Source organism: Lacibacter luteus (assembly GCF_004118265.1).
GTDB classification, from domain to species: Bacteria; Bacteroidota; Bacteroidia; order Chitinophagales; family Chitinophagaceae; genus Lacibacter; species Lacibacter luteus.
Genome location: NZ_SDHW01000002.1, coordinates 245,681 through 272,440 on the forward strand (window position 1 = coordinate 245,681; position 26,760 = coordinate 272,440).

At 41.2% G+C, this 26,760-nt stretch carries 24 protein-coding genes; 14 read left to right on the plus strand and 10 right to left on the minus strand.

The genetic code is table 11. The features are described 5' to 3' along the window. Positions 1 to 16 precede the first annotated feature (16 nt). Positions 17 to 556 (plus strand): AAA family ATPase, encoded by a 540-nt coding sequence (locus ESA94_RS08695; RefSeq protein WP_129130499.1) that lies wholly within the window; start codon positions 17 to 19, stop codon positions 554 to 556. Here ESA94_RS08695 and mtgA read toward each other — a convergent pair. From mtgA to ESA94_RS08720, 5 genes are all read right to left on the minus strand, one after another. Then, entirely contained in the window at positions 545 to 1,315 is a 771-nt protein-coding gene (gene mtgA / locus ESA94_RS08700) for a monofunctional biosynthetic peptidoglycan transglycosylase (protein ID WP_129130500.1), read from the minus strand. The genes ESA94_RS08695 and mtgA overlap by 12 nt on opposite strands. Before the next feature lie 14 nt (positions 1,316 to 1,329). Further along, entirely contained in the window at positions 1,330 to 1,851 is a 522-nt protein-coding gene (locus tag ESA94_RS08705; protein WP_129130501.1) for a hypothetical protein, read from the minus strand. A 49-nt stretch (positions 1,852 to 1,900) separates the two neighbouring features. Further along, on the minus strand, positions 1,901 to 2,542 hold the full coding sequence (locus ESA94_RS08710; protein WP_129130502.1) for a LysE family translocator: 642 nt from the start codon (positions 2,540 to 2,542) through the stop codon (positions 1,901 to 1,903). 146 nt (positions 2,543 to 2,688) lie between these two features. Beyond that, a complete protein-coding gene (locus ESA94_RS08715; protein WP_129130503.1) occupies positions 2,689 to 4,215 on the minus strand; it encodes a GH3 family domain-containing protein in 1,527 nt (508 codons plus the stop codon). A 38-nt stretch (positions 4,216 to 4,253) separates the two neighbouring features. Continuing rightward, complete coding sequence (locus ESA94_RS08720; protein ID WP_129130504.1) at positions 4,254 to 6,191, minus strand: glycosyltransferase family 2 protein; 1,938 nt, start codon at positions 6,189 to 6,191, stop codon at positions 4,254 to 4,256. A 113-nt stretch (positions 6,192 to 6,304) separates the two neighbouring features. Between ESA94_RS08720 and ESA94_RS08725 the strand changes: the two genes are divergently transcribed. The 10 genes from ESA94_RS08725 (at position 6,305) to ESA94_RS08770 (ending at position 14,816) form a co-directional block, all read left to right on the plus strand. Then, positions 6,305 to 7,084, plus strand: coding sequence for an inositol monophosphatase family protein (locus ESA94_RS08725; RefSeq protein ID WP_129130505.1), 780 nt, complete (start codon positions 6,305 to 6,307; stop codon positions 7,082 to 7,084). Between the two features lie 122 nt (positions 7,085 to 7,206). After that, positions 7,207 to 7,554, plus strand: a complete 348-nt coding sequence (locus ESA94_RS08730) for a four helix bundle protein (RefSeq protein ID WP_205755959.1) — start codon at positions 7,207 to 7,209, stop codon at positions 7,552 to 7,554. A gap of 30 nt (positions 7,555 to 7,584) precedes the next feature. Further along, positions 7,585 to 8,685 carry a thiamine-phosphate kinase gene (gene thiL, locus ESA94_RS08735; RefSeq protein ID WP_240671017.1) on the plus strand — a complete coding sequence of 367 codons (1,101 nt, stop codon included), beginning with the start codon at positions 7,585 to 7,587 and terminating at the stop codon, positions 8,683 to 8,685. 6 nt (positions 8,686 to 8,691) lie between these two features. Continuing rightward, positions 8,692 to 10,206, plus strand: a complete 1,515-nt coding sequence (locus tag ESA94_RS08740) for a S41 family peptidase (RefSeq protein WP_129130507.1) — start codon at positions 8,692 to 8,694, stop codon at positions 10,204 to 10,206. An 18-nt stretch (positions 10,207 to 10,224) separates the two neighbouring features. Next, positions 10,225 to 10,524: a hypothetical protein gene (locus ESA94_RS08745; RefSeq protein WP_129130508.1), complete on the plus strand. Its 300-nt coding sequence runs from the start codon at positions 10,225 to 10,227 to the stop codon at positions 10,522 to 10,524. Between the two features lie 186 nt (positions 10,525 to 10,710). Next, entirely contained in the window at positions 10,711 to 11,409 is a 699-nt protein-coding gene (locus ESA94_RS08750) for a response regulator transcription factor (RefSeq protein WP_129130509.1), read from the plus strand. Between the two features lie 36 nt (positions 11,410 to 11,445). After that, positions 11,446 to 12,819: a HAMP domain-containing sensor histidine kinase gene (locus ESA94_RS08755; protein WP_205755940.1), complete on the plus strand. Its 1,374-nt coding sequence runs from the start codon at positions 11,446 to 11,448 to the stop codon at positions 12,817 to 12,819. A 202-nt stretch (positions 12,820 to 13,021) separates the two neighbouring features. Continuing rightward, positions 13,022 to 13,522, plus strand: a complete 501-nt coding sequence (locus ESA94_RS08760; protein ID WP_129130511.1) for a hypothetical protein — start codon at positions 13,022 to 13,024, stop codon at positions 13,520 to 13,522. Between the two features lie 18 nt (positions 13,523 to 13,540). Then, positions 13,541 to 14,014 carry a hypothetical protein gene (locus ESA94_RS08765; protein WP_129130512.1) on the plus strand — a complete coding sequence of 158 codons (474 nt, stop codon included), beginning with the start codon at positions 13,541 to 13,543 and terminating at the stop codon, positions 14,012 to 14,014. Further along, positions 13,995 to 14,816 (plus strand): YoaK family protein, encoded by an 822-nt coding sequence (locus ESA94_RS08770; RefSeq protein ID WP_129130513.1) that lies wholly within the window; start codon positions 13,995 to 13,997, stop codon positions 14,814 to 14,816. Before ESA94_RS08765 ends, ESA94_RS08770 begins: the two co-directional genes overlap by 20 nt. A 65-nt stretch (positions 14,817 to 14,881) precedes the next feature. Here the strand turns inward: ESA94_RS08770 and nagA are convergent, their stop codons facing one another. Genes nagA through ESA94_RS08790 form a run of 4 tightly spaced genes read right to left on the minus strand, consistent with a single transcriptional unit; the run spans position 14,882 to position 18,298 of the window. After that, positions 14,882 to 16,030: an N-acetylglucosamine-6-phosphate deacetylase gene (nagA, locus tag ESA94_RS08775; protein WP_240671018.1), complete on the minus strand. Its 1,149-nt coding sequence runs from the start codon at positions 16,028 to 16,030 to the stop codon at positions 14,882 to 14,884. Continuing rightward, positions 16,008 to 16,826 (minus strand): nitrilase family protein, encoded by an 819-nt coding sequence (locus ESA94_RS08780; RefSeq protein WP_129130514.1) that lies wholly within the window; start codon positions 16,824 to 16,826, stop codon positions 16,008 to 16,010. Before ESA94_RS08780 ends, nagA begins: the two co-directional genes overlap by 23 nt. A gap of 9 nt (positions 16,827 to 16,835) precedes the next feature. Then, positions 16,836 to 17,795, minus strand: coding sequence for a lipid A deacylase LpxR family protein (locus ESA94_RS08785; protein WP_129130515.1), 960 nt, complete (start codon positions 17,793 to 17,795; stop codon positions 16,836 to 16,838). Between the two features lie 41 nt (positions 17,796 to 17,836). Then, entirely contained in the window at positions 17,837 to 18,298 is a 462-nt protein-coding gene (locus ESA94_RS08790) for a regulatory protein RecX (RefSeq protein ID WP_129130516.1), read from the minus strand. Between the two features lie 299 nt (positions 18,299 to 18,597). Here ESA94_RS08790 and ESA94_RS08795 point away from each other — a divergent pair, with 299 nt between their 5' ends. Beyond that, the gene (locus ESA94_RS08795) at positions 18,598 to 24,186 is read left to right on the plus strand and encodes a LamG-like jellyroll fold domain-containing protein (protein ID WP_129130517.1); all 5,589 of its coding nucleotides are present in this window, start codon (positions 18,598 to 18,600) and stop codon (positions 24,184 to 24,186) included. Positions 24,187 to 24,220: 34 nt separating this feature from the next. Here ESA94_RS08795 and ESA94_RS08800 read toward each other — a convergent pair whose 3' ends face one another. Continuing rightward, the gene (locus ESA94_RS08800; protein WP_129130518.1) at positions 24,221 to 25,834 is read right to left on the minus strand and encodes an ABC-F family ATP-binding cassette domain-containing protein; all 1,614 of its coding nucleotides are present in this window, start codon (positions 25,832 to 25,834) and stop codon (positions 24,221 to 24,223) included. Between ESA94_RS08800 and ESA94_RS08805 the strand changes: the two genes are divergently transcribed. Together ESA94_RS08805 and ESA94_RS08810 are read left to right on the plus strand one after the other, a co-directional pair. Next, the gene (locus tag ESA94_RS08805) at positions 25,833 to 26,027 is read left to right on the plus strand and encodes a hypothetical protein (RefSeq protein WP_129130519.1); all 195 of its coding nucleotides are present in this window, start codon (positions 25,833 to 25,835) and stop codon (positions 26,025 to 26,027) included. The genes ESA94_RS08800 and ESA94_RS08805 overlap by 2 nt on opposite strands. Then, positions 25,988 to 26,572 (plus strand): 5'-methylthioadenosine/S-adenosylhomocysteine nucleosidase family protein, encoded by a 585-nt coding sequence (locus ESA94_RS08810; protein ID WP_129130520.1) that lies wholly within the window; start codon positions 25,988 to 25,990, stop codon positions 26,570 to 26,572. Before ESA94_RS08805 ends, ESA94_RS08810 begins: the two co-directional genes overlap by 40 nt. Positions 26,573 to 26,760 lie beyond the last annotated feature (188 nt).

Sequence of the window (26,760 nt, forward strand, 5' to 3'; positions counted from 1 at the left end):
TTATTTTGCAACCTTTATGGCGCACCCAAAACGAATTGTATTACTCGGACCTGAATCGACCGGCAAATCTTATTTAAGCGAACAACTGGCAAACCATTTTCATGCAGTTTGGTGTCCGGAATATGCACGTGAATATTTACTTTTTTTAGGAAGACCATATACAGCCGACGACCTGTTGATTATTGCAGAAAATCAACTTGAACTTTCACAACAATACATGCAGGATGCAATTGAAAAAAAAGCATCGGCTGTTTTTTTTGATACCGATATGCATGTAATGAAGGTTTGGAGCGAAGTGGTGTTCGGCTCCTGCGATCCTTGGATTCTTGATGAGCTTACTAAACAAACTGTAGATTTTTACCTGCTCTGCAAACCCGATATTCCATGGGTGCAGGATGAACTTAGGGAATACCCCGAACAGGATGTAAGGGAAGATTTGTTTTCGATTTACGAAGAACAAATGCAGCAGCAGTCAACACCTTGGGCCGTTGTTTCGGGTGGTTACGAAGAACGTTTACAAAATGCCGTTAAAGCAATCAATCATTTATTTACTTGATCGTTTTTTCTTTACCGGCTTGGCTATAGCAGGTACATCGTCACGAATAAGTTGCTGCACATCGGTGTCGCCTTCTAAATTATTCATTTGTCGAAGCACCCACGGTGTTCGTGCACGCACAGCAACCGACAAAGGTTTTACAGTGTATTTTTTGGGGTTGCGTAACGAGGAAGCAATTTGTGCAGCTTCAATACGTGTAAGATTTTTTGCCGGCTTACTGTAAAACTGTTGAGCAGCTGCTTCTATGCCGTATACCCCTTTACCCATTTCCACTACATTCAGGTACACTTCGAGTATGCGCTTTTTACCCCATATCCATTCAATCATTTTTGTAAAATACACTTCCAACCCCTTTCGGAACCAGCTTCTCCCCTGCCATAAAAAAACATTCTTTGCTGTTTGTTGCGATAAGGTAGATGCCCCTCGTACACGATTGGGCTTTTTCTCATTATGCTTCATGGCTTTTTCAATCAGCTTCCAATCGAAACCGCCGTGGTCGGGAAAGAGTTGATCTTCTTCTGCAATTACAGCAAGCCGTGCATTAGTGCCCATATTTTCAATAGCGATATAATCACGTTTCACCCCTTCGCCTTTAACCAAACTTACAAGTTGTGTAAGGGTAAAAGGAGGGTCGACCCATTTGAGTAAAATGATGTAAACAAACTGCGCAATAAAAAGAAAAAGGAAAAGCCGTTTAAGAAAACGAAATGTTTTTTGCCAGAAAGTTCTGTTGGTGGATTTGGATTTATTCGCTGCCATGCTTGCAATATACGTTACTGATTTTTTTCGGGCACTTTTTCAGGCGGGTAAAAATCCAGCATTTGCAAATCGTATTTCGAGCCAATGCGATAACGCTTATTTGCTTTAAAAATCAATTGCTGCAGATTATATAATGCAACCGGAATGTACACCAGCCCGATAGCTCCTAATAACGATTGCCGAAACGGCTCACCACTAATAACCAGTCCGGCTGTAAACAATGGAATACCTGCATTTGTAATTAAAAACGTTTTACCATCAACTGGCAATACACGATGACGGCCTTTTTGCTTTTTATATACAACAGCAACATCACGCATGTGAATACCACCACCCGAAAAATAAATACTGTCTTTTTGAATAAGATAAATAACGCCGGTATAACGCATGCCCAGTTTTGTTTGCAGCGTAATAACAGAACCTTCACGAAAGCGCTTTAAGGCAATACCGTTTTTACGTAAAACCAGTTCGTTAAACTGTGCAGTTGCTGCAGTTGCGGTAAAGAATAAAAAAAAGAGTAAAAGTTTTGATTTCATTTGTAAGCCCCAAAAGAACAGCACAAAATTGAAATTGTTTGTTAAGAAGTTAAGCTACACTATTCTGCCTGTAAAACAACAATCCAACAATCAGCAAAACACCAAACACAATAAGTATCAATCCTGATATTTTATTAATGATGCCGATTGTTTTTAATGTTAAGCGGTTACGCAGTTTGTTGGCTAAAAAGACTTTCAGCAGATCGAACAAAAAAACCAACGATAAGCAGGCGGCAAATGTGGCAATACGTTCATTTACGGGCATGGTAATAAAAGCTGTTGCCCAGGTAAACCAAAAAGCAATTACACTCGGGTTAAGTGTGTTCATAAAATAACCGGCAAAGAAAATACGTACAAAATCGCCTGCTGTTCGTTTCATTTCCATGCCATCGCCGGTATCGCTGAGTTTTATTTTTTTAAAAAAGAGAAAGTAAATACCTAAACCAATAAGCAAACAACTGCCGCCAATGCCAATTAATTTTTCGAAACGAAGTAAGCGGTTGAACAGCTCGGTAAAAATATTGCTTACAAGTACCAGTGTAAGATCGCTGGCCGATACGCCAACCACAAACGACAGCCCGCCTCTGTGTCCGTTGTTGATACTTTGTTTGATGATGGAAAAAATAACCGGGCCCATGCTGATGGACAGCAATAATCCTAGTGCTAAGCCTTTAATGATTGCTTCGGTCATTTTTAAAAAATCGCATTAATTGAAAAGTGTGTGAATGTACTTTGATTTTTTTAGAGTATGGTTATTGCTACGCAAAATTGAAACACAAAAAACGCAGAGGGTTTGCTCTGCGTTTAAATTATTTAATCTTTTCCTGTTGTTGAAAATTACAATGTACCTGTTGTTAAAAACTGTTGCCAGTCGTTGAGCATTTTGCCCTTCAGTACACGGGGAAATTTATGTTGCCCCCCAACTTTACCTTTCAGCTTCATAAATTCCATAAAGGTTGATTCGGGTAAAATATCAAGAAAAACTTCTTTCAATGCACTGCCACGTTCCACCGCATAATCATCGTTAATTTCTTTCAGTGCTTCATCAATACGTATACGCAACTCCTCTGCGTTTGCATGATCGTCGCAGGCTACATACCAATGGTGCGCAAAGAAATTGCCGTGCGGCACACCTACAACGGTATATTCAGGAATAGACACATTCAACTCTTCGCTTACCACCTGCACCGCTTTGTTCATGTTATCTACACTCAGATGTTCGCCCACAAGCGACAGAAAATGTTTAGTGCGACCGGTAATAATAATTTCGCATTGCTCTTTATTGGTAAAGCGAACTGTATCGCCAATAAGATAACGCCATGTGCCGGCGCTTGTGCTTATAAGCAATGCATAGTCTTTTCCTTCTTCCACTTCGTGAATCATCAATGTTTCTGCATCGGGTTTAATATTACCGTCGGCATCAAAATTTTTATCCTCGAAAGGAACAAACTCATGAAAGATGTGTTCGTTTGTAACCAGTTTCATGCCTTCTGCATCCTGTCTGTTCTGATAGGCAATAAACCCTTCGCTTGCGAGATAGGTTTCAATATAAATAAGCGGCTTGCTGATGAGTTTTTCAAAACCATGTTTATATGGCTCAAACGATACACCACCATGTACAAAAAATGCAAGGTTTGGCCAGATGTCGTGAATTGATTTGAGCTGGTAACGCTCAATGATCATTTCCATACACATCTGTATCCACGCCGGTACACCTACTACAAAACCAATATCCCAGTTAGGCGCCTGCTCAACAATAAAATCAAGTTTCTTATTCCAGTCTTTTGTTTTGGCAATTTCTTTACCCGGTTTGTAAAAAGGTGTAAACCAGAACGGCATTTTCTTAGCTGTAATACCACTGAGATCGCCTGCGTAATAGCCCGGGCCTTTTTGCAAATCGGTACTGCCGCCCAACATCAGCCAACCTTTACTTACACTGCGTACCGGCAAGTTTTCGTAAGTACGCAGGGAGAGCAACTGTTTGATCATTGCAATACGGTTGCCACTCATAAGATCGTTAGTGATGGGAATATATTTGCTGGCTGCTTCACTTGTACCGGAACTGAGTGCATAAAATTTGATTTTGCCTGGCCAGCAAACATCTGTTGCGCCCTGCAGAGTTTTATACCACCAGTTATTATAAATTTTATTGTAATCGTGTACAGGTACCAACTCCTGGAAACGTTTTCCAAGATGGCGACTGTTCAGAATTTCATCGAAATGATATTGCTGACCGAATTCGGTATGCTTCGCCTTCTTCAACAGCTTTTTCAGCACTTTTATTTGCTGACGCTTGGGTGAATTAACAGGCAGATTGAGCGCCTTGCTCAACGACTTCGGAAGTTTAATTTCAATTAATGACATGCTTACCGTTCAGTAACGACAAATGTAGCAACTCAACGCTACTTATTGCCTAATTTTTGATAATTTGTAAAGATGGTTGCAAGGTCGTATTGCGGCTCATATTCCTTTGCATACCATTCGTCGGCCATGAGCAAACCTTCTTCTTTCAACTTAGATAAACCATGTGGTATACCCGCCGGACCTACAACCGAAGCCGGCAGCTGTGGTAACTGTTTACGCATAGCCGAATAACCCACCCATGTTTTTTTACCTGCCAATACTGCTGCACTTTGTTTTAATAAACCCAGCGGATGTCTGTTTATAATAAAATGAACCGGAAATGTTAGCAGGAAAAACAAAGATGTGCTGATGTCGATCAACCGTTTAAGCCGCAGATTAATTTCCGTTGCCAGTTGGTATTGCTCGTTGTGCAGCACTTCGCCTGCTTCGTTTTTCGAATCGCTGCCGATAATGCTTTCACTTCCGTTGGCGTGTAAACGCAGTTTTACTTTTTTGCCGGCCGGCTCGTACAAACCAATAATTTCTGCAAACGAAAGATGAGTGCTTTCACACATCAGTAACTCATTGGCCGGCGTGTTTTGTAAAAGCTGTGGCAGTTCTGTTACGGGCCCCAACGCATGTTCTTCTGCAATCGGACTTATAAAGCCCTGTACTGTTTTTCTTCTTCCGTTTTGTTGCAGCAGCTGATTTACTTTTTGCAGATCGGCCTGTGTACCGGCAATGATGGAAAAATAATCTTCTTCATCTATTGCTTTTTCAAGCACAGCTGTTTTTAATAGCAGCTGTCGCCATGCATACAGAAACAAATAGCTGAATACCGAACCGAGTAACACCATGCCTCTTGAAAAACGATATTCTTCAGGCATCAGCGAATACACGGCAAGTATAATGAGCATCGAAATAAGATTCGATTGAAAAAGATTTTTATACCTAAACTGTTTATCGTACAAACCGGTGTAATAACTCACCAGTAAAAACAAACCCGAAAAGCCTACAAACGAAAGCCAGAGTAATTTGTTTTGATAAACAATTTCGGGACGTATAAAATGTGTCCATACATATTTTGCCAAAAGAAACGATGCAATAATTAATACCGCATCGAGCAACGGCAAGCCAACACGTTGTATAAAGCGTTTGATCAAACTTAAAAAAGCACGCATCCAGATTGCTGCGCTTATGAGCGTGGCAAACAAACCTGCGCTTGATGATGAGTAGTGCTTTTTTACAAACCGGCTCATGGCATCGTAAAACATCCGTACATAGTTTACCGATGTTTTTTTTGTGCTTTCGCCTTTAAAATGTAAGATGGAGCGTTCGCTGTAATAGTAATTTTTATACCCTGCTTCCTGTATGCGGTAGCTGAGATCCACATCTTCGCCATACATAAAAAAACTTTCATCAAAACCGCCGGTTTTTTCCAGTACAGCCTTGGGTATAAACATAAACGCACCGGCCAACACATCTACTGCATGATTTTTATGTTCGTCGAGATAACCTAAGTGATAACGCCCAAAGGTTTTCGATTTTGGAAACAAAGCTGCAAGTCCGCTGAGTTTGTAAAACGATGTAAGCGGCGCCGGAAATGAACGTTTGCTTTCGGGTAAAAAACGACCGGCACCATCAAGCATGCGAATACCTAATGCACCGGCATCGGGTGTTTGTTTAAAAAAGCTGATGCAGGCAGTAAAGCAATCTTCCGGCACAATCGTATCGGGGTTTAAAAAGAGAATGTACTCACCCTTTGCCTGTGCAAGCGCCTGGTTACAGGCCCGTCCAAAGCCAATATTCTCACTGTTCCAGCAAAATTTCACCTGGGGAAACTTCGGTTCAAGGTAGGCTCTGCTACCATCGGTTGATGCATTGTCTACCACCCAAAGCTCGGCATCCATCTGCTGTATAGCCTTTTGTACCGAAAGCAAACACTGCTCAAGGAAAAACTTCACATTATAATTAACAATGATTACCGAAAGCTGCATACAGGTTAAAAAATTCAAATCTAAAATCCACGACCGATCAAAGCAAATATATTACTATAAAAGTCGGGCTGTTAAATTCTGTAATCACAAATCTATCGGGGTTATCTTTGCGCATGCTTAAACAAACACTGATCAATGCTACAAAAGCGGGTGCAGAACAGCTTACCCATTTTTTTCATCGTGATTATGCCGTACACAACAAAGAAGGTGTAAACAATCTTGTAACCGAAGCCGATCATGCAGCGGAGAAAGCCATCTTCGAAGTAATTAAACAGGATTTCCCCGATCATTATATCCTCAGCGAAGAATCGGGCGAATTGCCGCAGGATTCCAATTACAAATGGATCATCGACCCGATCGATGGCACAGTAAACTTCGCCAACGGTATTCCTATCTGTTGCGTAAGTATTGCTGTTGAAAAAGATGGCAAGATGGTGCTTGGTGCCGTGTACAACCCGTTTATGAACGAATTCTTTTTTGCAGAACGTGGAGAGGGTGCCTACCTCAACGATAAACGCATTTATGTTAGTGAACAGAGCGAACTGATAAAAGCCTGCATGGTTACTGGTTTTCCTTATACCTATTTGGATATGCCCAATGGACCATTACAGGTGTTTGAACGTTTTATCCGCAAAGGTGTTCCTGTTCGTCGCTTGGGTAGTGCAGCTATTGATCTTTGCTGGGTAGCCGCCGGACGCTTTGATGGATTTTACGAACACAAGCTCAATGCATGGGATAGTGCTGCAGGTTTTCTGCTTGTAGAAGAAGCCGGCGGTAAAGTAACCGACTTTGAAGGCAATCATTACTCACCTTACCAACCGCATCTTGTTGCTACCAACGGTAAAATACACGATGAGCTGGTGGAAGTGATCAATGACAGGAAGAAACTCTGAGAAAGTACGAGGTACGAAGTTAGAAGTACGCAAGTGTAACGTGCTGCTTTTGGGGTAAACTTGAAGTTCTTGTTTTTTAAGTTGTTGATTATACATAACCTTAACTATAATCTATGCAAGACATGAAACAACGTACATTTCAATTTTCCGTTGAGGTTGGAATGTTGATTTCCGCCTTACCTTTTAGCATGGTAAACAAAGCGTATGGAATGCAGCTGGTCAGGAGTTCGTCATCGGTTGGTGCAAATTACAGAGCGGCCAGAAGAGCAAAGTCGGATGCAGATTTTTTAAACAAGTTGAAGATCTGTGAAGAAGAAGCGGATGAAAGCATTTACTTTCTTGAGTTGCTCAAAGTATTCAATGCAGCTGTTGCAGAAAACATCGACAGGTTGATAAAAGAAGCAAACGAATTATTAAAAATTCTTGTAACGTCTATTATTACTACAAGAGAAAAATTAAATAAACAGTAACAAACAAGTTATACGGGTAACGTATCGGGAATGCAACAAATAATTGTACTGTTGCACCTGCGTACTTCGTACTTCGTATTTCGTAAATGGTTTTTTATGAGTGAAGAACGTACAGAAATATCCTCTCTTGGTGAGTTTGGTTTAATTGATCATCTCACGAAAAATATTGAGCATCAGAATGCATCAACCATACTTGGTGTGGGTGATGATGCTGCGGTAATTGATCATTTCGGCAAGCAAACGGTTATCACTACCGATTTGTTGATTGAAGGTGTGCATTTCGATTTAATGTATACACCGCTGAAACATCTCGGTTATAAAAGTGTGGTGGTGAATGTGAGCGATATCTATGCCATGAACGCTACACCAACACAAATTACCTTAAGCCTTGCTGTAAGTAACCGTTTCAGTCTTGAAGCATTGGAAGAGTTTTACGATGGCGTGTATGTAGCTTGCGAAGAATATGGTGTTGATCTGATCGGTGGCGATACCACTTCCTCCAGTAAAGGATTTGTGATCAGCGTAACGGCTATTGGCGAAGTAGCACCCGATCAATATGTAAAACGCAGCACAGCCAAACCAAACGATTTAATTTGTGTAAGCGGTTACCTTGGTGGTGCTTACCTCGGCTTGTTGTTATTGGAAAGAGAGAAGAAAATTTTTCTTGAAACAAAAGGTGTGCAACCCGATCTTGAAAACAGGGATTACATTGTAGGCCGTTTATTAAAACCTGAAGCCCGCAGAGATATTATTGAATTTTTTGAAAAAGAAAAGATCGTTCCAACTGCAATGATGGACATCAGCGATGGCCTCAGCAGCGAAGTGCTCCACATATGCAAACAAAGTGAAGTTGGTGCAGTGCTGTACGAAGACAAAATTCCTGTACATCCCGATGCAAAAGATTTTGCTTACAAGCTGGAAATAGATCCTACTGCCTGCGCATTAAGTGGTGGTGAAGATTACGAACTCGTGTTTACACTTTCGCAAAGCGATTACGATAAAATTAAAGATGTAAACGGTATTCGTGTTGTAGGTTATGTAACCGAAGCAGCAGAAGGGGCACATATTATTACAAGAGGCGGCAATAAGCACGAGCTTACAGCACAGGGCTGGAACGCCTTCAGCAAATAATAATACATGAAAAACATCGGCTTTATTGGTTGGGCATTGTTGAGCTATGCACTTACTTCCTGTTCGGCAACAGGAAGTATTGGCTATAGTCCTGAACGTAAATTCAGTGCAGATAAACTGAAAGAAGATGTGCAGATGATGGAGCAAACACTCAAACAAAATCACCCTTCTTTATATTGGTATACATCAAAAGAAGAAGTAGAGGCATCGTTTCAACGGGCTTATGCAAGACTAACCGATTCGCTGAACGAAGTACAGTTTCGTGCAGTTATTGCCGAAACAATTTTCCCCATCCGATGTGGGCACACCAGTGTACGTTTTTCCCGTAGCTATTACCGCTATACCGATGGGTTGCGTTTGAAAACTTTTCCGCTTATTGCAAAAGTGATCGACGATTCTTCCCTGGTTGTTACAACCAACATCAACCGCAGAGATTCATTTATACGTACCGGAACTTCATTACGCAGCATCAACGGAATGAATGCGAGAAGTATTATTGATACGTTGCTACCGCTTGTTTCTATTGATGGCAATGCGAAAAATTTCAGCTACCAGAACCTCAGCAACAACTTCAGTACCTATTACAATATGCGGTTTGGCTTAAAAGACAAGTATAATATTGTTTTTTTAAACGATAAGGGAGTTGAGCAGCAGCGAACCATCGATGTATATGATCCGACAAAAGACAGTATTCGTCGCAGACCTGTAAATTTTACAACAGCTCCGCCACCGCCACAACAACAGCCGGCACGTGAACAGGAGTTGAGCGACAGGCAACGCAGACTGCAACGCACCCGTAGTTTTAGTATCGATTCTACTGGCACCTATGCAACACTCCGCATCAGCAGTTTCAGTACAGCACTCAGCAAACATTTTTTAAAATCAAGTTTTCGTACGCTAAAGAAAAAGAACATCAAACACCTTGTAATTGATGTGCGCAACAATGGCGGTGGTTTAATTAAATCATCGTTGTATTTAACAAGGCTGGTTTGCAACGAACCCTTTTCGTTTACCGATTCCATTTATTCGGTTACACATAAGGTTCATTCCGAAGCAAAAATCAGCCGTCGGTTTATTTTTAACCTGGGTTTGTTTTTTCTTAACCGTAAGAAAAACGACAGCATGTATGATTTCCGTTTCTTCCACCACAAACAATATCAACCGCTGCCGCAACATTTTTCGGGCAAAGTATATATTGTAACAGGAGGCTATTCTTTTTCTGCCACTACACTTTTTGCAGCCGTTGTAAAAGGAAAAGAAAATGTAACCATTGTTGGCGAAGAAACCGGTGGCGGTTATTATGGCAACAATGGCGTGTTTATTCCCGAAATGGTTTTACCCAATAGTAAACTTCGTGTACGGTTACCCCTATACCGTATTGTAAACAACAAAAACTATCCGAAAGACGGGCACGGTGTATTACCCGATATTGAAATAAAAGCCAGCGCCGAAAGCATACGGCAAAATCGTGATCCTAAAATGGAAAAAGTAATCAGTCTTATTATGCAACGGAAAGGATAGTGAAGCTGTCAACCTTTTATGAAACATCTTTTGCTTTTAACGTTTACGCTTACTTTGTTTTCTTCCTGTACAAAAGAGGCAACATGTACCGATGGCATGATTCGTTGGGGCGGCGAACCCGCTGTTGACGGATTGGGTTGGTATTTTATCTCTGCCGATCTTGGTAACAAACCGGTAAAACTAAAGAACCTGTCTGGCAATTACCAGGTAGACAGTTTACAGGTAAATGCATGTTTAACCCTTCTTACAGAAAAGTACCAGTGCTTCTGTGCAGTGCCGTTAGATATGTACAAGGTTGAAAAGATCAGGCGTCGTTAAATAGTGGTTAAAACAATTTCTTCTTTCAGGCAGTTTTAAACAAAACTGCCTTTTTGTTGTATCCAGCTTTGTTAATAATCGGGGATGTTGTTCTTCTCTAATCCGGTTTTAATGTGTTTTGCTTACCGGCAAGGTACTTTTGCGGCTTGCCATACAAAAAGTAGTTTTACATAAAGGGAAAGAAGCATGAAAAAGATTTTGCTGGTTGAAGATGAGATGCACGTTGTTTCATTTATTAAAAAAGGACTTACCGAAGAAGGATTTGATGTAACAGTAGCGTTCGACGGTAATACCGGCCTGCATCTTTTTTACGAAAACAGTTTCGATTTTATTATTCTGGATATTATGTTGCCCGACAAAAACGGGTTGGAAGTTTGTAAAGAAATCAGGAAATCTAACACAACTATTCCACTGTTGTTCTTAACGGCATTAGGCACAGCAGAAAACATTGTGCTCGGGCTTGAAACAGGGGCAGATGATTACCTGGTAAAACCTTTTAAGTTTATTGAATTGCTTGCACGCATCCGCACATTGCTGCGGCGTATAGAAGGCGGGGCTCTTGTTGCTGAAACGCAGGAAGAACATATTTACCGCTTTGCCGATCTTGAAGTAAACGATTATACAAAAGAAGTTGTTCGTGACGACAAACCAATTTCACTTACAACAACCGAGTATAAACTGTTGCTGTATTTTATGAAGAACAAAAATAAAGTGCTTTCCCGTATTGATATTTTAGAAGAAGTATGGGGAGTGAATTTTGATATCGGCACAAACGTAGTAGATGTATACGTAAACTATCTGCGTAAAAAAATTGATGCACATGCCGATCAGAAACTCATACACACTGTAATAGGTATGGGTTATGTGTTAAAAGATAACGGATAAACTATTTTATTACAGCCACAGTACAGCAGTATGAAAATGAGAATACAGATAAAGACCACGCTTATTTTGCTTACAGCTTTTTTAAGCATCATCCTCATGTTCAGTGGTTTTGTGTACCTGTCTGTATCCAACTATTCCTACGAGGATTTTTATAAACTGCTGGAGATACGGGCTGTTACTACTGCTAAAGTAGAACTCGACCAGGAAGGTGGTTCGCAGGAAATGATTGCGTTACGCAACGAGTTTTTTGAAAAGCTTCCACAGGAAAAAGACCGTTATTATCGAATTTCTCCCGGCGAATCGTTTAAAAATGAAGCCGAAGAATTAGGTGTGCCGATTTCTTTTTTTAACGAGATCGTTAAAGAAGGAAAATCGGAGTATACAAAAAACAGCATGTTTTATAAAGGTATCCGTTATAAAAGTAAACAGGGCGAATATGTAGTAATTGCTTCGGCACAAAACTATTTCGAACTGCATCACTCGGCTTACTTAAGACGTACGCTGGTATTTGCTATTATTGCTGCCTTTGCTTTTTCTGCATTGATCGCTCTTTATTTTTCGAGATATGTCTTTCGCCCTCTACGTAAAATAACAGATAGGGTAAAAGAGATCAGCTCCGAAAACCTGCATCTTCGTCTTGATAATAACAGCAACAACGATGAAATGTCTGATCTGATCGGCACATTTAACAATATGCTCGACCGTATTGAAACATCGTTCGAAACACAAAACAACTTTGTAAGCAATGCATCGCACGAACTTCGTACGCCGTTAACAGCCATTATTGGCGAAGCAGATGTTACGCTCTCAAAGATTCGTACAACCGACGAATACATTGAAACCATTAAAGTAATTTTAGATGAAGCAGAAACGCTTGACCGTAAAACAAAAGCGTTACTCTTTCTGGCACAAACAGGCTTTAATGGTAAAACACAAAAGTTCGATAAGCTCCGTATTGATCAGTTGCTCTGGGATGTAAAAGAAACCATTGAAAAAATCAATACCAACAGCCGCATTCATATCGACATGAGTCTGCTGCCCGAAAATCCGGTGAAGCTGAAAATAAAAGGCAACGAACAGTTGCTGCATCTTGCATTAAGCAATATCATCAGCAACGCCTGCAAGTACAGTAACAACAATGTGGTGAATGTATCGATCGGCGCATCCGATCAAAATGTTTTCATCATTGTAAAAGATCATGGCATTGGTATTCCTGAAAAAGAGTTGAAATATATTTATGATCCTTTCTTCCGTGCATCCAACACACTCAAGTATGAAGGTTATGGTATTGGCTTGCCGCTTACACGCAACATCATTCGTATACATAACGGCGAAATACTTGTATCGTCAATTGTAAGCCAGGGCACAACTGTGCAAATTAATTTACCCGTTGGCAAGTTTGAAGAATAAGTTGCTTTAACAAAAAAGCAACATCTGTTATACACAGCATTTGCTTATTGCAGTTTGTATTAAACAGAATTATGTCTGTTTATTATTTTCTAATCTCATTTTAATATGCGTCTGCATATTCTAACAACATTCTAATTACAGCTTAAAGTTGTTTTAATACCTCCAGTGCAGTTTTGCAAACTAATTGTAAAACAAAACAGCTATGGAAAAAACAGTAGTAATACCAACCGATTTCAGCATTGCATCATTGAACATTGTGAAAAGCTATGTAAGTATGCAGCCCGCCAACGCACGCCTGAATATTATTCTGTTGCATGGTTTGCATCAGAGCGATTCTATCAGGAGTTTGCTTTTTTATTCGAAGCACCGCATGATGGAAGAATTATGCAGCAAAGAATTTAAAGAAGCCTGTTATGTTTTGAAAAACAAATTCGCCTCACAAATAAAAACGATGAAGAGCGATTTGTTTTCGGGCTTTACACAATCTGCATTTAACCAGTATACAGAAGCAAACAATATTGCAGAAGTATGTTTACCTGTTCTTTACAATCCTAAGTTTAAAAACAAAAACAGCTTCGATTTGCTGCCTTACATTAAAGCAAGCAAGTTGCCTGTTGAAATGGTAGGCTCAGAAGTGGATGTACCAATGCCTGAAAAAGGAAAAGTAGCCGAGTTGTTTTTTAACCGTGTATCGGTTAGCTGAACAAAAAACAGAAAGCGTATGAAACTCTGGATAACCTATAGTACCGTGTTTGTAATTGGCATTGTTGCCGTATTGCTGTTGTTTAATGCATCGGCTAATCCGGAAAAAATGATCCTTGGCAAATGGAAAGAAACAGACTGGAAGTTTGAAAAAGGAATTGCCTTTGCGGCAGATATAGCTGCAGCAAGTAAAACAAAAACAACACAGCCGGAATTTTCATTTCATAAAGCAGAAGACTGGGAGTTTTTACCAGGTGGCCTGTTGCGTTTGAACATTGCAGGTAAAGAAGAACATTTAACCTGGCGTTTAAAAGGCAGAGGCCATGTATTACAGATTGAATATGGTAATAACCGGACTGAAAATTACCAGCTTACCGTTTTAGATAACAACAGAATGGTGTTAAACGCAGAATCGGATATGCAGGCACGTGGCATTGCACAGTTAATTTTTGAACGGACAAAAACGGATTCCTATGCTCAGAAAATACAGTAACAGCAGAACCTTAGGTGATAATGTAAGGCTTGGTGTGCTCACCGCCTTTTCGGCGGGCATGATCAACATTGCATCTCTTTTATTGTTCTTCTCATTCAGTTCAAATGTAACAGGACATTATGCCATACTTGCAGCAGAACTGGTGAAAGGAAATTTATACCAGGCAGCTGTTGTACTTGGCTGGATCTTCCTGTTCTTTTTTGGTGGCTTTGTGTCGAACATGTTTGTGATACACATGAACAAGAAGAACACGTATGTAGCACATGCTATACCATTGGTACTCGAAATTATTTGTCTTGTGGCAGTTGGTACGTACGGACAGTTTTTTTATAAAGAAACACTGGCCGAAACAGAAGTAATGCTTGCCCTGATGTTGTTTGCAATGGGTTTACAAAATGGACTCACAGCCAGCATTTCAAACTTTGCAGTTAAAACAACACATCTTACCGGTGTTACAACCGACTTGGGTATTTTGTTTTCGATGTTTACCCGCAAAGAATACCGTAAGAACGTTGAGTTAAAAGGAAAAGCAATTTTATTATTATCCATTGCATCGGCTTACCTCGCTGGCGCTATTGTATCAGGCATTACGTACATGCATATGGGCTTTCGCCTGTTTTATGTAGTGAGTTTGTTTTTGGTGGTAGTACTGTTTTACGATTTCTATAAACTGAAGCTGTTTCGTTTTTTAACCAACAGACGAAAAAAGAATGCAGCAAAACAGGTTCAGATAAACAATCACCCGGCCTTCCCTAAAATGCAATTGAAAAAAGAAGCAGAGAAAGAAGCAGTAGTCTATTGATCTATGAAACGCAGGACAGTTAGATTGTTTAGTTAAAATGAGATGCGGCCTTTTGGCCGCATCAATTATTTTGTAAGCAACCGTCCCGAACGAAATGCTGCTGTTACCTGTTTGCTTTTGGACAGCACTGCAAAATCTGCAACAAAGCCTTCTTCAATTTTGCCGTATTGCAACAAGTTGGCTACACGTGCAGGATAAAGCGATGCCATACGCAATGCTTCATCAAACTCAATACCTGCATGCTGCACGCAATTGTTTACTGCACGCATCATGGTTAGTGCAGAACCCGATAATGTACCATCGGGCAACACATAACGATCATCTTTCAGGAGATGCTGATATGCACCCTCTGTTGTTTCTGTAACCGCATCAGTAATTAAGAACAGTCGTTCCTGCATCATTTTTTTGCTGATGCGTACTGCCTCGAACGAAGTATGAAAGCCATCGCATACAATACTGCTGTACACGCCGGAATGATCATAAATGGCTCCCACCATTCCCAACTCCCTACCCTGCAAAGGCGACATGGCATTGAACAAATGTGTGGCGGCGGTAATACCTTTATTAAAACCATCCGTCGCCTGTTTGTATGTAGCATTGCTGTGTCCCGCAGATACAATTACATTGTGATCGATGAGAAGTTGTAACACTTCATCGCTGCATTGCTCCGGTGCAAGCGTCATCATCTTTACAATTCCTTCTGCTTTATCAAGTAACAGTTTTACTTCATCAACGGTTGGTTGTTTGATGTGTTCCAATAAATGTGCACCCCGTTTTACAGGGTTAATGTAAGGCCCTTCCAAATGCAGACCCAACAAACCTGTTTGCTGATTTTTTTGCAGAAAACTTTTCACCACATCAATGCCTTGCAAAAAAACAGCAATACTGTTTGTAGCCATCGTTAATAAAAACCCTGTGCAGCCACCGTTAACACAATACGCATCTGTTGCAAGTATCGCTTCTTCGTTCAACGCTTGCGAAAAAAGCAAACCATTACCACCGTACAATTGCAGATCGATAAACGCAGGAACTAAGAAGCTTCCCTGCAGATCGTACCGGTTCATATCCTGTGGAATATCTGCAACAGGAATTATTGCTTCAACAATACCGTTGTTGACGATCACTGCTCTGTCGTTTATAAAACGATCGCCTGTAAAAACTGTTCCATTATAAAATACCTGCATGTTATTGTTATGGGAGAATGCTGAACGCATCTCCGTCTTTTAAGAAGGGAAGTTTATGACGTATCTCTTCCAGTTTTTCTTTTGAAAGCGTAATGGTGAACACATCTTCTTCGTGTTCTTTTTGGTACAGTACTTCGCCCATCGCATCTATTACCATGCTGCTACCGCTGTAATAAATATCATTACCATCATTACCTGTTCTGTTTACGCCAATAACATAACATTGATTTTCGATGGCTCTTGCAGTAAGTAATGTTTTCCACGCATGTACCCTTCGCTCCGGCCAATTGGCAACATAAATGAGTATATCATATTCGGCCTCTCCCCCCGCCCTCTCCGAAGGAGAGGGAGTTTGCCTTGCCCAAACAGGAAACCGCAGATCGTAACAAACCTGCAGATTAATTTTAAATCCATTTACGGATGCGATCAAACGTTTTGTACCTGCTGTATAATGTTTGTCTTCATCTGCATAAGCAAACAAGTGTCGTTTATCATAAACGCCGCATTGTCCGTTAGGCAACATCCAGATAAGTCGGTTAAAATAATGCACTTCCTCAGCTTCTTTCACTTTCATCATAAGGCTGCCCGTAACAATCATCCGTTTTGCAGCTGCAATTTTTTTCATCCATTCAACAGTCGGGCCATCCATCTCTTCTGCAAATGCTTCCGGCTTCATACTAAAACCCGTATTGAACATTTCGGGCAATACAATAATCTGCGTTGAATGTTGCAATGCATTGATCTTTTCTTCCAGCATCTGCAGGTTGGCAGCTTTATCTTCCCAATGCAGATTGGTTTGAATAAGTGTGAATGTGAGATGGCTCATGCAGCGAAGTTAGCGAAAGCGGAAGCTTAGTGCAAAAGCTCCGTACACTTCAAGAGGATCGATCATCGATTTTGCTTCACGTTGCTTTATATGATAATACGCAGAAAAAGAAACTGCCGGACCCGCAACAACAAATCCCGTTTTTACAACATAAATAAACGGATTCAGTTCCGAAACATAGTTGCCTTTGTTTTCACGAAACATCGGGCCCTGTACGGTTGCGTTATATGCCTGTGCCTGCAGCATCGGTTCAAGAAAAAAAACAAACTCGGCATGGTGCCTGCGGTCTTTTGGAGCAGAACCAAGTCTTCCTGTAAAGAAAGAAGTGGAGGATTCTTTTTCCATCTTTCCGGTTTTTAATAAAACACCAACCGATGCATTGGTAAATGTATTGCCCAGCATTGCTTTACCTGTTGCATGCATTGTAAAACCGTTGCTTATTGAAAGCGGATGATAATAACGTACTGACGCATTTACGCCAAACTCGTTCTGCACCTGGTTTTCCCAGCCGTATATTTTGTACAACCCGATAAACTGGTGATACTTTGTTTGCACTTCTTCGCCTTTGGAAGCAGGACCAACAACACCTGCTATTGCATCCCATTGCACAACACGATCGTTGCTGTAAACACTTGTTTCGCCATAGCTGCCATACAACCAGCCTGCATACGGACGATCCTGTTGCTCCAGCACCTGGCTGAGCGAACGCCTGTTGAGATGCGGATTAAAGATCATCTGTCCCGCTTCAACCCTGCGTAATTTGATCGCTGCTTTTTTATTTTGATTGGCGAGCCATTGATATTTAACAAAGAAACCATTTGAATAATACCGATCGGCTTTTGTAAAATTGTAATTATCATTTTCGGTAGTAATGGTAAGCTCTTTACGATAAACCGTATTTCCGTTCTGCGAAAAAACGAACTTTGATACAAGCAGAAAAAAAAGGAAGCTGATGGTTGGCTTATGCATGCGGTACAAGATTAAGAAAAAACAATTGCAATTGAACAGCGTCAGTTTAAGAGTTCGTTAATGATATTGTGCTCATATCCTTTTTGCAACAGGTAATCGCTCAACTTCTTTTTGCGGACGAACATATTTGTTTCGCCTTTCAGCTGTTGCAGCTTTTGATCGTAGAGTTTTTGTGCGGTGGACCAATAGTCTTTTTCATCGATCGTCTTCATTGCTTTCTTGATCACATATTCACTCACCTGTTTTTGCTTGAGCTCGTATTTGATCTTTACCCTGCCCCATTGCTTCATGCGGAAACGACCACCTGTAAACTGCACAGCGAACCGTTCTTCGTTCAGGTAATCTTCCTCGATCAGTTTACTCAACAACTCTTCCACATCTACCTTACGCAAACCAAAGCCGTAGAGTTTTTCCTTTACCTCGCTGTGGCAACGCTCCTGGTAAGCACAGTAGTGCTTTGCTTTTTGATGCGCCTGTTCTTTGGTAAGTTGCTGTTTGTACATGAGAGGAGCAAAAATAAGAAGGCTCTTATTTAATATGGCAGTTGAAAAATGTTGTCATCTTCCGCATAATGCTGAAAAAAGAATAAGTTTTACCAAAATACCCCTCTTTTATAAGAAATACCCCCTCTGTATTTCTTCGCTGCAGGAATAATTTGCCCCTCTTAAACGATTCGTCACTACTAACTGCAGCCATATGGTTTTTAAAAACTTCCCGCTCCCCAGGAGCTACGAGGAGGAATATCCTCTCCATTCTTTTTGTAAGAATCTGTTATACCCCTTTACAAACACATAAACAACACATGATGAAACGATTGTTATGCATTGTACTAACGATGCTTTCTTTGTATGCATTTAAAGCAGCAGCACAGGCGCCAGCTTTACCCACAAAAGGGTTACTTACCGAAACCATTCTAACAAACAAAAGCTTTACCAACGGAACGCAGACCGATACTGTTTTAAAACAATATCCGCTATCGGCAGCGTACACCCTGGAAGTAATAGCCAAAGTAAATGCTGCTACAGGCAGAGGGCTCGATCTTGAAGCACGTAACAGTTCGCTTAATGGTTTTCGTCTTTCGCTGGATGGTTCTAATTTAAAATGGACCGCTCCGCTTACTTCAGCAAACGCCTTAACATTATCACCTGCAGCACAGGATTACACTATTCGTATTGCGGTGAAAAATGATTCGGCACATATTTATCAGAACGGAGCCTATATTCAATCGCAACCGCTTACGGCAATAAAAGATATTGCGAATGGCGTGGAAACCGATGGTCTTTCAGGCACCGTTGCCGGCCCAACGCTTGTACCAACATGGGCAGGCACAACGGGTAATTACACAGGCAAACCCAGCGACTATGGTTGGGGTTACACAGGAACCAGCAACACAACACTGTTTGCAACAGCAAATTCCACCACAGCAGGTTCATCACGTTATTTAGATGTAACAGCAAGTTCCAATGCACATACTTATGCAGGACTTGCTTACACCGGCCGTGTATTGTATGTACGTTGGGATGCGCCTGCTATTGAGAGCACGGTGTATTATTATCCGGTAACACTCGAAGCAAATACCACTTACGATTTTTCGATGCTCCATGCTTATGTAAACAATGCAACAGGCGCAAGAACAATCACTGCAGGTATTGGCAAAACAACCGATGTGGCAGGCAGGTACGCAACACATGTGTTCAACACAAGCGGAACAGCGGATCTTAAAAGAGAAAGCTTTGTGTTTACTTCACAGGAAGCAGGAACGTATTATTTAACCTTTACCGGCGATTATGGTTTGTATTCAATAGCTGAATTATCGCTCAACAAAAATCTCCCTTCATCGTTTATTCCCAACTGGGCAGGTATTGCACCCAACACAGCAGGCAGACCAAGCGATTACAGCTGGCGATACCATGGCACAACGAACACAACTTTGTTTTCTACAGCAAACTCTACCACTGCGGGCACTTCCCGTTATATGGATGTAAATGCATCTTCGGGTGGTAACCTGCATACACTTAACGGTGCAACGTACACAGGTCGTTTGTTGTTTGTGCGTTGGGATGGAAGTTCTATTCAAAACACCGTGTATCGTTATCCTGTTTTGCTGGAAGCAAATACAACGTATAATTTTTCAATGTTGCATGCATACATCACAAATGCTACGGGTGCAAGAACAATGACAATGGGAATTGGAAAAGATACCAGTGTTGCCGGTCGTTTTGCAACAAAAGTATTTACAACAACTGGCACAAGGGCACTAAAAAAAGAAGACTTTGCCTTTACATCGCAGGAAGCAGGTGTTTACTGGCTTACATTAACAGGTAACTGGGGATTGTTTTCCATTGGAGAATTGGCAATAAATAAGATTGATGTAAAACCACGTTTTATTTTTGGTAAGAACTATAACAACGGTGCTGTAGATATGCAAATCAGCTCCGTTACGTATGAAGATGGCGCTTATGCTCCTGAAACAATTGTAACAGGTACTGTACAAACAACAAATGTAACAGGTACTACTGCATGGTACTTACCAAACTTCAATACCAACTTTGTTGTTGCAGGTAAAACTGAATTACACTTAACAGGCGATTATTCACCATTGGTTAATTCAACAGTTGCATTAAACTCAAACGACGCCTGGTTATTCTTTGATAACATCAAACCATCAACCGTAAAAGCTAACTGGCTTGATAAAGTAACGATCAACGGTGTATCTGCAAACAACAACCCCGGTGTGCGTGTTGCCATTTATAAAAACGGAACAGTTGTAATACCAAACGGTGCACTTACTTCGCAAGCTGCACTGGAAGTATTTAAAGAACAGAATCTTGAAGGCGATACAAGAACATTTGAAATTGAAACTTATCACAACAATCTTGGTGAGTATAACAACAGCATCCGTTCGTTTAAACTGCATCGTGGTTACATGGCAACGTTTGCCAACAATGCAGATGGATCGGGTTACAGCCGGGTATTTATTGCCAACGACAGCGATCTTGTTGTAAATGCAATGCCTGCCGGTTTGGATACAACAGTTTCTTTTATTCGTGTATTCCGTTGGGACTGGATCAGTAAAAAAGGAAAAGCAGGTTGGTCGCCTGCAAAAGTTGGCGCTACCTGGTATTACGATTGGAATATCGGCGGCGGCGCATCAAGCGATTATGATTATGCCATCATTCGTCAAAACGGTGGATGGCCTTCGTTCACCGATATCAACAACAAGAAAAACGTTAATCATCTATTGGGCTTTAACGAACCCGATCGTCCCGATCAGGCAAACATGACCGTTCAGCAAACTGTTGCACAATGGCCGGAATTAATGAAATCGGGTTTGCGTGTTGGTTCGCCTGCACCTGCAAATCCTGAGAGCAGTTGGATAACCGATTTCCTTGCTAAAACAGACTCACTCAACTATCGTGTGGATTATGTTGCCATCCATTGTTACTGGGGCGGACAAACACCTGCACAATGGTATTCCCGTTTAAGAAATATTTACAACAGGGTAAAGCGTCCGTTGTGGATTACCGAGTGGAACAATGGTGCCAACTGGACCACCGAAACATGGCCTGCAGAAACCGATGCACAATTGCAAAAACAACTAAGCGATATTAAAGGCATTTTGCAGGTACTCGATACTGCATCGTTTATTGAACGTTATGCGATTTACGATTGGGTGGAAAATAAACGTGCAATGGTATTGGCCGATACGTTAACGCCTGCCGGTAAATATTACTATGCTAACAAATCCGACTTCGCCTTCAACCCGAAAACAGCATTTGTACACAACTTTAAAGTTGTTGCGCCGCCGTTAAGCAGCAGCATTAACAGCGATGACTATTTTAAAGTAACACTCAGCTTTAAAGATCTTAATGCAGAATTGGGTTCGAAATATATACTTGAAAGAAAAGTTGATTTAGTTGATGCTGATTTTCTTCCCGTAAATGAATTCACCGGTTATGCAAACGCCAGCACATTAAGTTTTGTAGATGATGTGTACGATAAAGCAACTTATCGTGTAAAAGCATTCGACTATAGCGGAACACAATTTGCTTACTCTGCATCGTTGGAAGTTAAGAGAGATGTTGCACCCGTTGCGCCAACAACCGTAACAGGCTTTGCACTTTCATCTTCCATAGATTCTGTTAAATGGAATGCAGGCGCCAATGCACGTTCGTACAATGTAAAACGTTCGTTGAGTGCAAGTGGTCCTTTTGAAATTGTTGCTGCACGCACAACACAACTTTCGCTGGAAGATAAAAACCTGCAACCCTCTACTACGTATTACTATGTGATTACTTCCTTAAACTCTGCAGGTGAAAGCGAAAATTCAGCTGTACTGGAAATCAGAACAAAAGATCTTGTGGCACCTGAATCAGTGTTAAATCCGCATATTGCCGGTGGTGATGGTAAGATCATACTCACATGGGATTTCCAATACGATGCGAAGTATAACATTACAAGAGCATCAACCGCAAATGGTTCTTATGAAACCATTGCTACAGATGTTGATTCAACACGCTTTGAAGATGAGCGTACAAACGGAACAACATGGTATTATAAAGTTATTGCACAAAATGCAGCAGGCAACAGTCCGGAAACTGCAGTGTTATCTGCTAAGCCAATGTTGGGTCGTCATGCATTCATCAGCTTTAACGAAAACACAGGAACATTTGCAGAAGATGTGTGGGGAGGCTATCAAGGTACTTTAGCTGAAACGGCAACCTGGACCACAGGAAAAACAAACAGTGCTGCACAGTTTACAGGCGCTGCTACTTCATACGCATCACTTGCCTATGCACCTGTGAATACGTTGAATGATTTCACCGTTGCCACATGGGTAAAAATGGATGCAGTTTCTACCTGGATGCGCATCTTCGATTTTGGAACAGGCACATCAAAATATATGTTCCTTACACCACAGTCGGGAGTAACAAGTGGCAAATCGAATCTGCGTTTTGCGATTAAGAACGGAAGCACAGAACAACAAGTTAACTATGCACATACCTGGCAACTGAATACATGGACGCATATTGCTGTTACACTTGCAGGCACAACTGCTACCATGTATGTAGATGGTGTGGAAGTGGCAAGCAACACGAACTTCAGTATCAAACCGTCCGATCTTGGCATTACCAATAAAAACTATATCGGCAAATCGCAGTACAACGATCCGATGTTGAGAGGAGCGGTTGATGAATTTAAAATTTTCAACCATGCATTAACAGCGGCAAAAATTGCAGATGCAATGAAGGAAGAACAAGCCATCACGTTTGCAGCAATGCCTCCTATACAAATTGGCGCTGGCGATACTGATGCAGGTGCAACTGCAACATCGGGGCTGCCGGTAAACTATCACAGTTCTAACAGCAACGTGGCAGTTATTGTAAATGGGTTGGTGCAGATTGTTGGTGCAGGTACAACTGTTATTACTGCTTCGCAACCGGGTAATGAACAATATGCGGCTGCCATTTCTGTTGCGCAAACATTAACTGTAAACAAATTGTTTTATGTTGATGTAGATGGCGATGGATTTGGTTCCAGTACAACTGCATGGTTTGCGGTAGCTACAGCACCAAATGGTTATGCTGACAATCGTCTCGATTGCGATGACAGCAAAATACTTTATACCGATGCGGATGGCGATGGTTTAGGTGCAGGCAATCCTGCTGCATGTGGTGTTACTAATAACACTGATTGTGATGATACGAATCCAATTGCAGTTACTGCAAGTATACCTGATGTGTATGCAATGAACCCTGCAGTAGATGCGAAGAACACGATCTATATCGGCTATGGCCCAACTTCGCTTACCATTACTGTGCAACCACAAGGCGGCACAGCACCTTACACTTATCGTTGGAACACAGGCGAAACAACACAAGCGAAAACAGTAAGCAGCGGCGGCACCTATACTGTAACTGTTACCGATGTAAAAGGATGCACTGTTACCGTTTCAGCTGTTATCAGAACATTGAATGTAGAATGTGGCAATAACAGCGATAAGGTAATGATCTGCCACAACGGTTCTTCTATTTGTGTTGCAGCCTCGTCTGTAGACAGCCATTTAAAACACGGCGATAAGTTGGGTGCCTGTGATGCAGAACCTGTAACAGCAAGAAACATCAATGAAGAACAGCAAGTACCTGCTGTTGCAAAACTTTCAGTTTACCCCAACCCGGTTAGCGATCAACTGCGGATTATCTTACCGGCACAGGTAACGTTTGCCGCATTGCGTTTGTATAATGCAAACGGTGCGTTGGTATTTACAGGATCACTTGTAAGCACTAACAATCTTGTTTCTGTAAAACAATTGCCAGCAGGCATGTACTACTATCATGTACAATCAGCCGATGGTAAATTGATTGGCACCGGCAAACTGGTGAAACAATAAACATTCATATAGCAATAATCATTGCCCCCTGTTTTTACAGGGGGCTTTTTGTTTTACATCCTTGCAATGTGATCGTTCGCTCAATGGCAATTTCTTTCAGAAAGTATTCATCATGTGATACAACTAACAACGTTCCTTTGTATTGATTCAACGCCATTGTAAGTATAGAAATACTTTGCAGATCGAGGTTATTGGTTGGTTCATCCAACACGATCAGGTCAGGTGATTGATATCTCACAGTAAGGCAGCACAACATCAGCCGCATGCGTTCACCACCACTGAGGCTGCTGCAACGCTTCTCCCAATCGTCCTTCGTAAACAGGAAGCGATTTAAACGGCTTTTCAATTCATGTTCCTGCAAAGCGGAAGTATTATATTGCTGTAGTTGCTGATATACCGTAAGCTGATTGCTTATGAGTGAATAATCCTGGTCGATATAAACAGCGTTGAATATCGATCTGTACACAGAACCACGAGTTGGTTCAAGTTTTTCCAATATTATTTTCAGCAAACTTGTTTTACCGGAACCATTCGATCCACGCAAAGCAATTCGTTCGCCACTATTGATGAACACATCAAGATCGTTGGCCCAAAGGAATTGCTTTTCGTAGGTGTGATTAATAGTTGTTGCCGCAAACAACCGCTTTCCATTGTGCAAGCCGGAATCATCAAAACCAAAACGCATCTGCGAAAAGTCAGGCAATTCATTTCGCAAGTTTTGTAACTCGTCTTTTATGTTGCCAATCTTTCCGTCATGTACGGCTTTCAGTTTGGACGTACTCTTCTCCGCATTGTTCCGCAACGTGTTCATGGCAATTGTTGGAATGCCTGCTTTTTCCTGTTTGCCTTTTCCTCGTGCATTTAATTTTTGTTGACGTTCGATTGATTCCTGTTCTTTCTCTTTTGCTTTGCGAAGTGCTTTCTCCTTGCTCTTCACATCATCAAGCAAAGCTTCCGTTTCCAGCGTCTTTTGTTCAAGATAAAAATCATAATTACCGCCGTACAAGCTGATACCTTTTCTGCTGAGTTCTGCAACGGTATGAATACAGTTTAACAATGTGCGGTCGTGACTCACCAGCAAGATGGTTGCCTTTGATGAACGGATATAATGATATAATACTTCACGCCCTGCTGTATCAAGATGATTACTTGGTTCATCCAAAAGAATAAACGAAGGCTGATGAATATGAATGCCTGCAAGAAAGACTTTTGTTTTTTGTCCTCCACTTAAACTGCTCATCGGCAAATTGAGATCCAACTCTTGCAATTGCCAATAACGAAGCGCTTCTGCACAACGTTCTTCAATGGTCCAGTCGTCATTCAATAATTGCAACTGTTGTTCCGATACGTCGCCTTTAAGAATAGCATGTAAAGCGTTCAGCTTAACATCAACCTGCAATGCTTCAGCAACACGAAGATGGTTATACTGTCCAAAGATCTGCGGAATAGAATAAGGTTTTTCAATTAACTGTATCAATCCATCAGTAACGGGAAGATCGCCTGCAATAAGTTTGAGCAACGTTGATTTACCACTTCCATTGGCGCCTATCAAAGCAATCTTGTCTCCGGCACTAATGCTGAGTTGCAGGTTTTGAAATAAAACTTCTTTATCGGGATGAGTATAACTAAGGTTCTTAAGAATCAACATGTATTTCTTTTTGGATGATGAGAACAATGTGAACGATGGTCGTTCGCATTTATATCCGTTAAAAAGAAATTACAGTTTCATTGATTCGTTTTTCGTGAAGAAGAATGCAAAGATAGATTTTTTACAAAGTAAATCCATTCTTTATTTTGCAGCATGGCATCAGCATTATCTGTTCAACATCAACTTCCGTTAAAAGATGCATTGTTTGTATTTGCACTTGAGTCGGAAGCGGCAGAAGAGTTTACTGATTGTAACACACTCATCACCGGTATTGGTAAAGTAAGTGCAGCGTATGCACTCACCAAAAACATTGCACAACATAAACCGGCCATGATCATTAATCTTGGTTCAGCAGGGAGTAATATATTCAGTAAGGGTGAAATTGTTTGCTGTACAACATTCATTCAACGTGATATGGATGTGCGTGGACTTGGTTTTCAACTCTACGAAACACCACTCAGCGGCATTGATCCGTTGTTGCAATATGGCTTGCAGATAAATGGCTTACCGCAAGGCATTTGTGGTACGGGCGATAGTTTTGAAATGAATCATGCTGTTACCGATTATACCGTAGTGGAGATGGAAGCCTATCCGCTTGCACTCATCGCCCAAAAAGAAAACATTCCTTTTCTCTGCTTAAAATATATTTCGGATGGAGCCGATGGTTCGGCTGCCGACGACTGGAACGAGCTGGTGCATAAAGCGGCTGTTGCTTTTCGGAAGTTGTTGTTTGCTTAGGTATGCCATACCTATGGCACACCGACAAATAGTATGCAACTTCTGCAGGTATGGCATACCTAACAAAAAGCCCCTGTAAGAATACAAGGGCGTGGTTCCAAAAACTATATACTAGGATGCTTTTTTAGTGCCGGGCAAGGTTGTTCGTCGCAGGTTTCCTGTTTTATACAGCAACGCTACGCCCCAAT